Annotated in this window: 14 protein-coding genes; 5 read left to right on the top strand and 9 right to left on the bottom strand. The window is 54.3% G+C overall.

The genetic code is table 11. From position 1 onward, the window contains the following. Nucleotides 1-30 precede the first annotated feature (30 nt). Nucleotides 31-1080, bottom strand: coding sequence for an oxygen-dependent tRNA uridine(34) hydroxylase TrhO (gene trhO / locus WFN61_RS03455; RefSeq protein WP_337037664.1), 1050 nt, complete (start codon nucleotides 1078-1080; stop codon nucleotides 31-33). 131 nt (nucleotides 1081-1211) lie between these two features. Between trhO and WFN61_RS03450 the strand changes: the two genes are divergently transcribed. Both WFN61_RS03450 and WFN61_RS03445 read left to right on the top strand, forming a co-directional pair. Continuing rightward, complete coding sequence (locus WFN61_RS03450) at nucleotides 1212-2150, top strand: Kdo(2)-lipid IV(A) acyltransferase (protein ID WP_312927780.1); 939 nt, start codon at nucleotides 1212-1214, stop codon at nucleotides 2148-2150. 158 nt (nucleotides 2151-2308) lie between these two features. Beyond that, nucleotides 2309-2683, top strand: coding sequence for a MysB family protein (locus WFN61_RS03445; protein WP_042392686.1), 375 nt, complete (start codon nucleotides 2309-2311; stop codon nucleotides 2681-2683). Here WFN61_RS03445 and WFN61_RS03440 read toward each other — a convergent pair whose 3' ends face one another. The 3 genes from WFN61_RS03440 to mdoG form a co-directional block, all read right to left on the bottom strand. Further along, entirely contained in the window at nucleotides 2684-2911 is a 228-nt protein-coding gene (locus WFN61_RS03440) for a YceK/YidQ family lipoprotein (RefSeq protein ID WP_144812619.1), read from the bottom strand. A gap of 62 nt (nucleotides 2912-2973) precedes the next feature. Continuing rightward, nucleotides 2974-5481, bottom strand: coding sequence for a glucans biosynthesis glucosyltransferase MdoH (mdoH, locus tag WFN61_RS03435; protein WP_144812622.1), 2508 nt, complete (start codon nucleotides 5479-5481; stop codon nucleotides 2974-2976). Then, a complete protein-coding gene (mdoG, locus tag WFN61_RS03430; protein ID WP_144814593.1) occupies nucleotides 5474-7009 on the bottom strand; it encodes a glucans biosynthesis protein MdoG in 1536 nt (511 codons plus the stop codon). Before mdoG ends, mdoH begins: the two co-directional genes overlap by 8 nt. Before the next feature lie 271 nt (nucleotides 7010-7280). Between mdoG and mdoC the strand changes: the two genes are divergently transcribed. Continuing rightward, complete coding sequence (mdoC, locus tag WFN61_RS03425) at nucleotides 7281-8441, top strand: glucans biosynthesis protein MdoC (RefSeq protein ID WP_144812625.1); 1161 nt, start codon at nucleotides 7281-7283, stop codon at nucleotides 8439-8441. 2 nt (nucleotides 8442-8443) lie between these two features. Here the strand turns inward: mdoC and WFN61_RS03420 are convergent, their stop codons facing one another. The 5 genes from WFN61_RS03420 to csgB form a co-directional block, all read right to left on the bottom strand. Next, a complete protein-coding gene (locus WFN61_RS03420) occupies nucleotides 8444-9931 on the bottom strand; it encodes a phospholipase D family protein (RefSeq protein WP_144812628.1) in 1488 nt (495 codons plus the stop codon). Then, nucleotides 9864-10406 (bottom strand): O-acetyl-ADP-ribose deacetylase, encoded by a 543-nt coding sequence (gene ymdB / locus WFN61_RS03415; RefSeq protein WP_144812631.1) that lies wholly within the window; start codon nucleotides 10404-10406, stop codon nucleotides 9864-9866. Before ymdB ends, WFN61_RS03420 begins: the two co-directional genes overlap by 68 nt. 130 nt (nucleotides 10407-10536) lie before the next feature. Continuing rightward, nucleotides 10537-10860 carry a curli assembly chaperone CsgC gene (gene csgC / locus WFN61_RS03410; protein ID WP_238084221.1) on the bottom strand — a complete coding sequence of 108 codons (324 nt, stop codon included), beginning with the start codon at nucleotides 10858-10860 and terminating at the stop codon, nucleotides 10537-10539. A 58-nt stretch (nucleotides 10861-10918) separates the two neighbouring features. Further along, nucleotides 10919-11353, bottom strand: a complete 435-nt coding sequence (csgA, locus tag WFN61_RS03405; protein WP_144812637.1) for a curli major subunit CsgA — start codon at nucleotides 11351-11353, stop codon at nucleotides 10919-10921. Nucleotides 11354-11395: 42 nt separating this feature from the next. After that, a complete protein-coding gene (gene csgB / locus WFN61_RS03400) occupies nucleotides 11396-11851 on the bottom strand; it encodes a curli minor subunit CsgB (protein ID WP_144812640.1) in 456 nt (151 codons plus the stop codon). A gap of 754 nt (nucleotides 11852-12605) precedes the next feature. On the opposite strand from csgB, the gene csgD reads away from it, so the two are divergent. Together csgD and csgE are read left to right on the top strand one after the other, a co-directional pair. Next, entirely contained in the window at nucleotides 12606-13256 is a 651-nt protein-coding gene (gene csgD, locus WFN61_RS03395) for a biofilm master transcriptional regulator CsgD (protein WP_042392665.1), read from the top strand. Nucleotides 13257-13260: 4 nt separating this feature from the next. After that, the gene (csgE, locus tag WFN61_RS03390; protein ID WP_144812642.1) at nucleotides 13261-13650 is read left to right on the top strand and encodes a curli production assembly/transport protein CsgE; all 390 of its coding nucleotides are present in this window, start codon (nucleotides 13261-13263) and stop codon (nucleotides 13648-13650) included. The last annotated feature ends 25 nt before the right edge of the window (nucleotides 13651-13675 follow it).

Genomic DNA, 13675 nt, shown 5'->3' with positions numbered 1-13675 from the left:
CCGGGATCGCGCCCGGCAGGGTTGCAACGCTTACTCGGGGTCCGGAATGCCTAATTTGGTATTCAGACGCCCGCGGGATTTATTGAAGATCTTATTTCCGTTCTCACGCCCCGCCCGGCGGCGGCGCTGCTCCTCTTCCGGCAGCTCACGCTCCGTCTGGCACAGCTCGCTACAGCAGCCTTTAAACTTCTCTGCGCATGACGGGCACTGAATAAACAGCAGATGGCAGCCGTCGTTCAGGCAGTTAGTATGGCTGTCGCACGGCGTCCCACACTGGTGGCAGTGGGCAATCACATCTTCAGAGATGCGCTCTCCCATCCGCTCGTCAAAAACAAAGTTTTTACCGATAAAGCGTACCGGCAAACCCTGCTCCCGCGCCCGGCGCGCGTACTCAATGATACCGCCTTCGATGTGCCAGACCTTATTGAAGCCGTTGTGCTTCATCCACGCGCTGGCCTTCTCGCAGCGGATGCCGCCGGTGCAGTACATCACGATCTTTTTATCTTTATGCTCCTGCATCATGTCGACCGCCTTCGGCAGCTGCTCGCGGAAGGTGTCAGCCGGGATCTCCAGCGCCCGCTCGAAATGCCCCACTTCATACTCATAGTGGTTACGCATATCAATAAAGATCGCATCGGGATCGTCCAGCATGGTGTTGACCTCGGCGGCCTTCAGGTAATCACCGACGTCGCTGGCGTCAAAGGTAGGATCGTCGATACCGTCGGCCACAATGCGGTCACGTACCTTCATGCGCAACACCCAGAATGATTTACCGTCGTCATCCAGCGCGACGTTCAGACGCAGGCCGTCCAGCGCCGGATCGAAGGCGTAGAGGCAGGCGCGCAGAGCCTCAAACTGGCTCTCCGGGACGCTTATTTGCGCATTAATGCCTTCATGGGCCAGATAGATGCGACCAAAAACGTTCAGGGCGGTTAATGCCTTGTATAATGCATCGCGAGTGGTCTGAGGATCGATAATGGTAAAGTATTGATAGAATGAGACAGTGATGCGCGGCTCGGTTTCAGCAAGCATACGCGCCTTCAGCTCCTCATTCGAAATGCGGTTGTGTAACACTGGCATGGTGTACGTTTCCTGCAATCGGTGAATGATGAATGAAAATCGGGCAGCATCATAAAGCAATTACTGTTAATTTACATCCCCGGCGTTTACGTTACATTTGCACACCAGAACGATCAAAAGGAGAACAGGCGTTGGATAACAGGAAAGACCAAACGCATTTACCCCAATTTTCAGCAGCGTTGCTGCACCCTCGCTACTGGTTGACGTGGTTCGGCATAGGGATTTTATGGCTTATCGTCCAGCTTCCCTACCCGTTCCTCTATCGCCTGGGCTCGGGTCTTGGCCGGCTGGCCATGCGTTTTATGAAGCGCCGGGCGCACGTTGCTATACGCAACCTTGAGCTGTGCTTTCCTGAGATGAGCGCCAATGAGCGCCATGCGCTGGCGGTAAAGAACTTTGAGTCCACCGGCATGGGCCTGCTGGAGACCGGCATGGCCTGGTTCTGGTCAGATAAACGTCTTGCCCGCTGGATGGAGGTCATCAATTTTGAACCTGTGTACGAGCTACAGCGGCAAAAGCGCGGTATTTTGCTGATCGGCGTACACTTTTTAACCCTGGAGCTGGGCGCACGCATGTTTGGAATGCAGACGCCGGGCATTGGTGTTTATCGCCCCAACGATAATCCGGTGATCGACTGGCTGCAAACATGGGGACGCCTGCGCTCCAATAAAAGCATGCTCGATCGCAAGGATCTGAAAGGCATGGTGAAGGCGCTGAAGAACGGTGAAGTTGTCTGGTACGCGCCGGACCATGACTACGGCCCGCGTGCCAGCGTCTTTGTGCCGCTGTTCGCCGTCGATCAGGCTGCTACTACCTCAGGAACCTGGATGCTCTCGCGTCTCTCAGGCGCAGCGCTGGTTCCCTTTGTCCCACGCCGCAAAGCCGACGGCAAAGGCTACGAGCTGGTGATGCTGGACCCTGAGCTGTCACCGCCGCTGGACGATGCTGAAACCACCGCCGCCTGGATGAATAAAGTTGTCGAGAAGTGCATTCTGATGGCCCCGGAGCAGTACATGTGGCTGCACCGCCGCTTTAAAACCCGCCCTGAAGGCGTGCCTTCACGCTACTGATTTTTAAGTCTCGTAACGCCGGATGGCGGCATAATGCCCTGTCCGGCCTACGATCTTCAGCGCCCGCCCGTGAATTATTTTCCGCAATCATTCTTGTAAAATCTCAGATTCAACTATTCTTTCCCTGAACAACATGTCAATTTCACAGGGAGAAACCAATGACCATGTACGCCACGCTGGAAGAAGCCATTGATGCTGCTCGTGAAGAGTTTTTGGCCAACAGTCCGGAGCTGGACGAAGAGAGTGCCAATATTCAGCAGTTTAATATGCAGAAGTATGTGCTACAGGATGGCGAGATCATGTGGCAGGTGGAATTTTTTGCCGATGAGGGCGAAGACGGGGAGTGTCTGCCGTTGCTGACCGGTGAAGCCGCGCAGAGCGTTTTCGACGGTGACTTTGATGAGATCGAGCTGCGTCAGGAGTGGCTGGAGGAGAATACCCTTCATGAGTGGGATGAGGGTGAATACCAGCTCCAACCGCCGCTGGATACCGAAGAGGGTCGCACCGCAGCGGACGAGTGGGACGAGCGTTAACTACTCGTAGGGTCCGTGATGTGCATCTATAGGCAGCAGAAGCGTGTCAAAGACCAGCGAGAAAGGGAGATCCAGCACGGTGAGGTAGCGCCATTTTGAGTCGCGCACGTCCCACTGGACGCCGGGGTAGTACTGGTTTCCATGACCCTGCCCCGGAATAGTACGACTGATAATGCTGCCGCACCCGCTAAGCAGCATCGCCATTATCACCACAGTGATTATCCGCATACCTCTCCTTATAAAAAAATACCGGCTGATGAGCCGGTATTTATTCATTAAACATTAAGCCGTTATTTTGTCTTCAGCGCGTCGTATTCGCTAATCCATGAGGAGTAGCGCTCCGGCGAAGACCAGACCCGATAGTGCATACGTGACATTGTCACCGGATCGCTCAGCAGTACCAAACGGCGGTCGCGGGTAAGCTTGTCCGGCGTCTCGTTCAGCGCCTGCTCAACGTGGCGATCGCGGGCAATCTCCAGCACCTGGCTTGCCCGGTGACGGGCGGTTGCCATGGCGGTGGCCAGCGCGTTATACGACGGGTTAAACACCGCATGCATAAAGCCATTTTCCAGCGAACGCGCACGGTTCAGCGTCAGGTACCGGTCGGTATCCACCAGCACCTGCGGCGGGGAATACTCTTCCGGGATCAGGAACAGCTTCCAGCGCTTGGTACGCAGGCCTACCGTCGCCCGGCTCGAAATGACCGAGACAAACGGAGAGAGGATCAGCGAGACAACGATCGGTGCCAGCCAGAACAGGAAGCGCAGATCCAGCCACGCCATGCCGATTGCCCAGACCAGGCCAAGCAGCATCTGCGAGCCGTGACGCATAAACGCCTCACCCCACGGGGTGGAGTCATCGTCACGCTGCGGTGAGTTCCAGACCACTTCCCAGCCGAGGAACGCGCTGACCACGAATACGGTGTGGAACAGCATACGCACCGGAGCCAGCAGCACGGAGAAGAGCACCTCCAGCAGCAGCGAGGCCGTTACGCGCAGGAATCCACCGTACTCCTTCGTGCCTTTACACCAGATAAGGATGATGCTCAGCAGCTTCGGCAGGAACAGCAGCACCATGGTCGAAGCAAACAGGGCGATCGCCAGCTCGGGACGCCACTGCGGCCAGACCGGGAACAGCTGACGCGGCTGCAGGAAGTACTGCGGCTCGGTCAGAGCGTGAACCACCTGCAGCGCCGTCGAGAGCGCAAGGAACATAAACCACAGCGGTGCAGAGAGGTAGGACATGACCCCGGTCAGGAACACCGCACGGTGTACCGGGTGCATCCCTTTCACCAGGAACAGGCGGAAGTTCATCAGGTTACCGTGACACCAGCGGCGATCGCGTTTCAGCTCATCCAGCAGGTTCGGCGGCAGCTCCTCATAGGAGCCAGGCAGATCGTAGGCGATCCACACCCCCCAACCGGCGCGGCGCATCAGAGCCGCCTCTACGAAGTCGTGCGAGAGGATAGAGCCAGCAAACGAGCCCTCGCCCGGCAGCGGCGCCAGCGCACAGTGCTCAATAAACGGCTGCACGCGGATAATGGCGTTGTGCCCCCAGTAGTGCGACTCCCCAAGCTGCCAGAAGTGCAGACCGGCGGTAAACAGCGGCCCATAAACGCGGGTGGCAAACTGCTGGCAACGCGCGTAAAGGGTATCCATGCCGGACGCACGCGGCGACGACTGGATAATACCGGCGTTCGGGTTAGCCTCCATCAGACGCACCAGACCGCACAGGCAGTCGCCGGTCATCACGGAGTCCGCATCCAGCACCACCATGTAACTATACTGGCTGCCCCAGCGGCGGCAGAAGTCATCGATGTTACCGCTTTTACGCTTCACGCGGCGGCGGCGGCGGCGATAGAAGATCTGCCCTTCGCCCTGTACCTCGGCAATCAGCTCCATCCACGCCTTTTGCTCTGCCACGCAGATATCAGGGTTGTAGCTGTCGCTGAGGATATAGACGTCGAAGTGCTCGGCGTTACCCGTTGCCTTCACTGACTCCCAGGTCGCACGCAGACCGGCGAAGACGCGATCGACGTCTTCGTTACAGATCGGCATGATCAGCGCGGTGCGGTGCTGCGGGTTAAGCGCCTCATCCCCCACCGTAGAGGCTGAAATGCTGTATTTGTCGCGGCCGATCAGCAGCTGGAGGAAGCCCATCAGCGCCGTCCAGAACCCGGCCGACACCCAGCAGAAGAGCACGGCAAAGAGGATCAGGATCCCGGTTTGCAGCACGTAAGGCAGGAGCTGCATAAAGGAGACAAGCAGATCCTGGCCCATCATATCTTCCGGGGCGATCAGCGCCCAGCCCTGATACGGGAGAATAGTTTTCATATACCACGTGGCCACCACCGTCTGGGCAATAGTCAGCAGCAGCAGAATGTAACGGCGGATAGAACCCACCGCGCGCCACTTCTGCTCGTTGGCCTGTTGCTCTTTGGTCAGACGGGAGAGGTAGCGCGGCGGCACATCGCGACCGCGCAGACGGTCCCAGAAACGGCCGATCGGGTTGGTGCGCCACGGATCGGGGAACATAGAAGAGCGCTTCGCCTCAGGCATGGCCTTCAGCTGGGTACGCCCTTCATCGTCCTTGATCAGCTGGCCTTCCGCCAGCGAATCCGGCCAGCTATGTTCAAGACGCGCCTGCACTGAACCCAGCGGGCTGTCATCGTCCCGCTCATAGCGACGATGCTCAGCATCCAGCGCTTCGTGCACGGCGCGCAGATCCGTTGTCGGCAGCGCCGCTTTCCCCTCAGCGGAAAGCGACAGCGCGTCGATATATTCAGTTGTCTTATTCATTGGCAGGTAGCTGATAGCTCCAGGTTTCACTCAGCGGCTGCTCGGCATTCACCAGCGCAGCACGCATATCGGTCGTCTTTTTCTGGTCTTTAACCTTGACGCGCAAGGTTAAACGCCATCCCTGAGTGACCGGGTTATAGCGCACAACGTTTTCAACGATTTCACCGTTATCACCGATGCTGACCTGGGCAGTAACCGGGGTATCCTGCGCCAGTTTTTTCATCTCTTCCCCGGTGAAGTCGACAACAAACGCCAGAGTACCGTCCGGCTGGCGGATCAGGTTGGACTGTTTAACATCGCCGGTAGAGCGGCGCGTCTGCGTAACCCAGGCGTTATCCGGGGCGTGCAGTTTGTCTTCATCGCGGCTAAAGGTGATGGTGTACTTGAAGTTCATCTCTTTACCGGGTTCCGGCAGCTGATCCGGCGTCCAGTAGGCCACGATGTTGTCATTGGTCTCATCGTTGGTCGGGATCTCTACCAGCTCAACTTTACCTTTGCCCCACTCGCCTTTTGGTGTCACCCAGGCGCTCGGACGCTGATCGTAGCGATCGTCGATATCTTCGAAGCGGCTAAACTCGCGACCACGCTGCAGCAGGCCAAAGCCCTGCGGGTTTTCCATGGCATAGCTGCTCACGGCCAGGTGTTTCGGGTTGTTCAGCGGACGCCAGATCCACTCGCCGTTGCCGGCATGCATCGAGAGGCCGTTGGAGTCATGCAGCTCCGGGCGGAAGTTGGTCGCCGGTGACGGCTGGTTTGGCCCAAACAGGAACATGCTGGTCAGCGGGGCGACGCCCAGCTTGCCGACTTTATCGCGCAGGTAGACTTTTGACTGCACGTCCACCACGGTGTCACGGCCCGGGATCACCACAAACCGGTAAGCGCCGGTTGCGCGCGGTGAATCCAGCAGTGCGTAGATAGTCAGGCGCTTGTCGGTAGGCTTCGGACGCTCAACCCAGAACTCGCGGAAGTGTGGAAACTCTTCGCCGGACGGCAGCGCGGTGTCAATGGCGAGACCACGGGCGGAGAGACCATAGACCTGGCCGGCACCGATCACGCGGAAGTAGCTCGCTCCCAGCATACTGACAATTTCGTCATTCTTGTCTTTGCTGTTGATGGGATAGAGAACCTTAAAGCCGGCAAAGCCTAAATCTTTGACCGTATCCTTGTCATGCTGGACGTTGCCAAAATTGAAATAGTCCGGGTTGTACTTGATCTTATGCACGGCCGATGCCGTCACTTCATTGACGGTCACGGGCAGGTCGAAGTACATACCCTGGTGATAGAACTCAAGCTTAAATGGGGTTTTAACGTTGTTCCAATACGCTTTGTCGTGATTGAATTGAATCTGCTGATAGTCCGCGTATTTCATGTCGCGGAAGACAGAGGGCAGGTTGCTTTTCGGGGCTTCATAGCCTTTTGCGGCTAATGACTGCGCCTGTTTTGCTACGTCATCGATGTTAAAGGCCCAACCCGATGAAGAGTACAGGGATAACAGCACCGCTGCGCCTAACCAACGCATTTTCATCACTTGTAGATTATGTTTCATAGTAACTAAGCACTTCCCCCTTTGTGTGCTTAAATCGATCCGATCTATTTTAATGGTATTTCAGGCAATCCGACAACTTAATCCCCGCTTTGTTCAGCCGCTGGCTCAGTGGATAAGCAAATGAAAGCAACACCTTGCCAATTGCGTGTTTATCCTGGAGACAGGCTGCGACGCTTAGTGTAGGGTTGCCAACGAATGTAATCATAACTGGTCTTAGGGATAAGACGATAAGTCTGATATTGCACGGAGTGATATGAGTAAACTACCCGCACAGCGCGAATACTTCCTTGATTCCATTCGCGCGTGGCTGATGCTGCTAGGCATCCCCTTTCATATCTCATTAATCTATTCAAGCCACGTCTGGCATGTGAACAGCGCTGCGCCTTCGTGGTGGCTGACCCTGTTCAATGACTTTATCCACGCCTTTCGGATGCAGGTCTTCTTTGTTATCTCGGGCTATTTCTCCTATATGCTCTATCTGCGCTATCCCATGAAGCGCTGGTGGAAAGTGCGCGTCGAGCGCGTGGGCATCCCGATGCTGACCGCTATCCCGCTCTTAACGCTACCGCAGTTTCTGATGCTGCAGCACGTCAAGGGCAAGGCTGACAGCTGGCATACCCTCTCTGTTTACGACAAGTATAATACTTTAGTCTGGGATCTGATTTCGCACCTCTGGTTTCTCCTGGTGCTGGTGGTGCTGACTACGCTTGGGCTGGTGCTGTTTCGCAAGCTTAAGCAGGCCGTCGCGGCTAACCCGGACGCGCTACTGAGCCAGCTTACCCTGCCAAAGCTGACGCTGATGTTTCTGCTGCTCGGCGTGCTGTATGCCGCGTTCCGCCGTACGCTGCTGGTTCTCTACCCACCTATTCTCAGCGATGGCCTGTTTAACTTTGCCGTTATGCAGACCCTGTTCTACCTGCCGTTTTTTGTGCTGGGGGCGCTCACCTTTATTACGCCTCGGCTCAAGGCGCTCTTTATCACCCCGTCGTGGGGCTGCACCCTGGGCGCGGCGCTGGCTTTCGTGGCCTATCTGCTTAACCAGCGCTATGGCAGCGGTGACGGGTGGATGTATGAAACAGAGAGTGTCATCACCATGGTGATGGGGCTGTGGATGGTCAACGTGGTCTTCTCGCTGGGGCATCGGCTGCTCAACTTCCAGTCGGCCCGCGTAACCTACTTCGTGAATGCGTCACTGTTTATCTATCTGGTGCACCATCCGCTGACGCTGCTTTTTGGCGCATGGATCACGCCGCATATTCACTCCAATACGCTGGGCTTTATCTGTGGGCTGATCTTCGTGGTGGGCTGTGCAATTGCTCTCTATGAAGTGCATTTGCGTATTCCGCTGCTGCGTTTTCTCTTCTCCGGCAAGCCTGAGGTGAACAAAGCGCAGCCCAAAGAGGTGCGAAACTAATCTTAAAGGAGCCACTCTACCGGCAGTCTGGAGGCTAATCGCACCAGCATCCGCTGCCAGAAGCGCGTTTTCGGCTCCTTCTTTAATACGTGTTCTTGACCGTCATGGGTGTCGATCCAGTTAATTCGCCCCCAGCGGTCAAGACGCAGCTCCCATGCCGCATCACGCTGGCTCTGCTGAAAACGTTTATGGATCACCTTCGCCAGCGGCTCGCTTTCGATGACAAAACCCATTTCGGTATTGAGCATGGCCGAGCGGGGATCGAAGTTAAACGAGCCGATAAATACCTTCGCCCCATCAATGCTAAACGTTTTAGCGTGCAGGCTGGAGCCGGAGTTACCCGTCAGGCCGCGATCGTGAATATGTCGGCCACCTTCCCGAGTAGGTTTTAGCTCATATAAGGCTACGCCGTGGCGCAACAGCTTTTTACGCCAGCGCGCATAGCCCGCGTGCACCACTGCCACATCGTTCGCCGCCAGCGAGTTGGTAAGGATGGCAATTTTCACCCCTTTACGCACCATCTGCAGCAGCTGCGCTACTCCCGCACGGGTCGGTACAAAATAGGCGGAGATGATATCGATCTGCTCCTGCGGCATCCCCATTACCTTTACCAGACGCTGCGGTAGCAGGGTATGCTCACGCGCCCTGCCCTGCCCCTTGCGCGGATCGTCGCTTAGCAGACGCGTTTTGGCCCACAGCATAGGCAGTGTCCCCGCCTCAAGCCGGGTGGAAAACTGGGTGGTTTCAAGCTTGGAGAGGTAGCGCCGCGCCGTCTCATCATTATACCAGGACTCGGGCACCTGAATCTTGCCGTCGATATCGTCATCTTTAATATCGAGCACTTTCTCAAGCGTGGAAACCGACTGGCAGGTCCAGTAGCGTTCAAAGTCAGCTACGACGTCGCTTACCACCGGGCCAATCGCCAGTACGTCAAGATCGGAGAAGAGCGGCTGCTCCCCCGCGCCAAAGTAGGCGTCACCGATGTTTCTGCCGCCCACGATAGTCACTTCTTCATCGGCGGTGAAGCTTTTATTGTGCATGCGCCGGTTAAGGCGAGCAAAATCGGTTAGGTAGCCCAGCGATCTAAAGAGGCGAAACGAGAAGGGATTAAACAGACGAACATCGATATTGGCATGGGCATTTAGCTTACGCAGGATATCATCCAGCCCTTGGGTATTGTTATCGTCCAGCAGCAGGCGGATGGTCACGCCCCGCCGGGCCGCCTTAAGCAGCTGGGACAGCAGCAGCCGCCCGGACATATCGTCTTCCCAGATATAGTACTGAATGTCCAGGGTACGCTCGGCCATCTCAATCAGCCGGTAGCGGGCGGCAAAGGCATCAAGACTGTCATCCAGCGCCAGAATGCCGCATGCGTCGGGATGGGCCGCACGGGCGGGGGCGACAGCGCGCCCCAGCCGCGTACTAGGCGTCTGGTTCGTCACCTTGCTGGGTGAGTAGTCGCTGATAAAGCCGGGTATTTTCATCGTCATAACAGACAAAGTATACCTGACCAATCGACGGATGACGGGTTAGATAATCCGAAACCGTAGCGACAGCGATTTCCGCCGCCGCGGGCTTAGGAAAACCGTATACACCGGTGCTGATGGCGGGGAACGCCACCGAGTGATAGCCGTTGGCCTCGGCCAGTTTCAGGCTATTACGGTAGGCATCCTCCAGCAGCCGCTGCTCATGCTCCGCGCCGCCGCGCCAGATGGGGCCTACGGTATGGATCACCGCCTTTGCCGGTAGCGCCCCGGCAAGGGTGATCACCGCATGGCCCGGCGGACACTCACCCTGCTGCTCCCGCACGGTTTTACAGGCGGCCAGCAGCGCCGGTCCGGCGGCACGGTGGATAGCACCATCGACGCCGCCCCCGCCCATTAAGGAGGGGTTAGCCGCATTAACGATGACATCGACCTGTAACGTGGTGATGTCACCCTGAATAACCTCCATACGCGATTGCATATTTGCCTCTCTTGTCTCATCGCTTTCAACTAAGTGTATAGCAGGGTATGGCAGGTGGGAGAAATAACACGGCGCTCGGTCAGACGGTACAGTACTGCAGCAGGTTGATTTTACACCGGATCTTGCTGCGTTATTGCTCAGCGGGCCACTGCTGTACGAGGTGCAGGGCATCGCCGTCGGTCACGGTAACCACGACTTTAACCGTATCTTTGGGCGAGATATTCATGCTCAGGCGGGCAAGTTTTGTGGGCTGGTTAGCTTGCAGCGTCAGGGTCTGTCGCTGCTGGGTATTGCTCTGCCCGCTTACGCCCGCATGAACGGTGAGGATCTGGATCTGGCATACACAGGGCTGGGTGACAACGACCTGGGGAGTAATGGTATAGATATCCTGCTGCCGCTCGGTCAGGAAAGTAATCTGGCTGGCCATGGCGGCAACGAAGAGGAAGGGGTGCATAGCGACCTCCTGATAAAAAAAACAGGGCCGTAGCCCTGTTTTTTCGCACCAGATAGAATTAGTACTGGTTAGCCGTGGCGTTGTTGCCGTAGCCAACCTGACGTACTTCTACGTAAGACTGAGACGCGGTCTGGTTAACCAGCGCGCCGTTAGCGGTACCGTATTGACGTACGTCGATATCAGAGTGGCGGCTGTTCCACTGGTCGATAGTGGCGTTGTTACGAGAACCGTTCTGGGACAGGCTGATAGAGCTGTCATCAGAACCCTGGCCTACGTCTGCGGCGTTGCGTGAGCCATGCTGAGTCACGGTCAGATCGGAGTCACGAGCATCGGTCTGCAGAGCCAGAGCGGAGTTGTTGCTACCGTACTGGTAAATGCTTAATTCAGAGTTCGGGCCGCCGTAGCTGCCGCCGCCATACTGACCAACGGAACCTGCGAAAGCGCTGCCGGAAATAACGATCGCTGCCAATGCTGCCACTTTAATGAATTTCATGGTTAACTCCCATCGGATTGATATATTAGTTTCACAACGGATTTAGCGTTGAATAACGCGAATAGCCATTTGTGATTGCCTCTGCACTACAACTGCCGTTTTTTGCGTACCATACTGCGTAATATTCGCTTTGTTACCCGAACCTTTCTGAATAATCATTGCGGTATTACCGTATGCACCTTGCGTTATACTTGCGTCATTAGCACTGCCTGACTGATCGATATACGCAAAGTTATAGGCTCCTGCCTGATCAATTCTTGCCCGGTTACTCGCCCCTTCCTGGGAGATAACAGCGTGCATTTTAGATCCTTCCTGACGTAGCTGGGCGCTGTTATTGGTACCATCCTGGCCAATTATCGCAGCCTGATTGTAAGACGTTTTGCTCAATTCATTTACCGCAAAGTTATATTCTGACACGGCCAGATCATAACTTGATGCGGTGGCTATCCCAGGCGCACCCAGCATTGTTAACACCATAATCAACGTTCTGTTTTTCATGTTGTCACCTGGACCTGGACTATTTTCAATGATGACTATTATGCTCCGCCGTTATTAACGTATTTTTACATCCGTTAACGCTGCGTTACGGAAAAGAGTATGTAGCGGTAAATATTAATAATATCTCACCCGCCAGTGGTATTTTTATTTCTATGTTCACCTTAAAGTGCTAACGGTCTAAAAAAAGGGTGGATAATGTATAAAACTAATTATGCCCCCTTGGTTTGGTACAGGTTTGAGCGTTATAGCAACCGAGAATGAGTTATGCCTTGCTAGCATCCTCCCAGAGGTAGGCGTAAAAAATTTGTGGTTTTGAGATCATCAAAGCAATTTTTTCTTTACTCTCCCAAGATTTGATAACAGAGACTCATAAAAACGTGACGCATAAAAAAAGCAAAATGTTAGAAAAGAAGATATATTTATAAATAAATCATATAGTTAAAATAATTTGTATGATTTTTAAATGTGATGCAAAAGTATTAGTTTGTACAACTTTTACGTGAAAATTAAACATCAAAAAAAGCACAAAATAACATTTTAAAATTTATTTTTACATTTTGTTACATGTTTAACACTTGATTTAAGATTGGTAATAGCTAGATTGAAATCAGCAGTATGTTTGAGTTTTTGTTAAATTTTGCCCATAGGGCTCACTCTTATTGATTACACACAGCAGTGCAACATCTGTCAGTACTTCTGGATGCCCAGTAATACCTGGGGAAAAAGACAGGTGTACCAACAAGCGGGGTTTATTATGTTTAATGAAGTCCAGAGTTTTCAAAGTCAATCTATTCTGTTGATTACTAAACCTTCCTTACAGGCTGCCGCGTTACTGCAGCATCTGAAGCAGTCCCTCTCTCTTTCGGGGAAAGTGCATAATATTCAGCGTTCTCTGGATGATATATCGCCCGGAAGCGTGATCCTGTTTGACATGATGGAGGCAGACAAAAAACTGATCCATTATTGGCAGGATAATTTAGGCAGGAAAAACAACGCCGTTAAGCTGCTATTGCTGAATACGCCTGACGAATACCCGTTCCGTGACATAGAAAGCTGGCCGCACATCAACGGCGTTTTCTATGTGACGGAAGATCAGTCCCGGGTGGTGGATGGCCTTCTTAGCGTACAGCGCGGCGAGTGCTACTTTTCGCAAAAGCTCGCCAGCTACCTCATTACCCACTCCGGCAACTACCGTTACAACAGCTCCGAAGCCGCGCTGCTCACGCACCGGGAGAAGGAGATCCTCAATAAGCTACGCATTGGCGCCTCGAACAACGAGATCGCCCGCTCGCTGTTTATTAGCGAAAACACGGTAAAAACCCATCTTTATAATCTTTTCAAGAAGATATCTGTAAAAAATCGTACGCAGGCCGTCTCCTGGGCTAACGATAACCTCAGGCGATAACACCATGAAACGGTTCGTTGCATGGTTTGCAGCTGCAGGTCTTCTGCTGGCTGCCGGGAACCTGCGTGCTGTCGAGGTGGAAGTTCCCGGATTACTGACCGATCGAACGGTCTCTTCTGTTGGACACGATTTTTATCGTGCTTTTAGTGATAAATGGGAAAGCAGTTATACAGGGAACCTGAGTATCAATGAACGTCCCAGCGCGCGGTGGGGAAGCTGGATCACGATTACGGTTAATCAGGACGTCGTGTTTCAAACGTTTTTGTTTCCCACTAAACGCGACTTTGACAGCAATGTTAATGCCGCGGTAGCGCAAACCCATGAAGCACTGGATCGCCGGCAGATCGATCAAGCTCTGCTTAGTACTGGCGATCTGGCGCGAGATGAATTCTAAAACACGATAAATTTCTTTCGGAGGC

This window comes from Pseudescherichia sp. AS216, assembly GCF_037152055.1.
Taxonomy (GTDB): Bacteria; Pseudomonadota; Gammaproteobacteria; order Enterobacterales; family Enterobacteriaceae; genus Pseudescherichia.
Note: the sequence above shows the minus strand (reverse complement) of the source record. Positions and strands in the feature narration are given on the sequence as shown.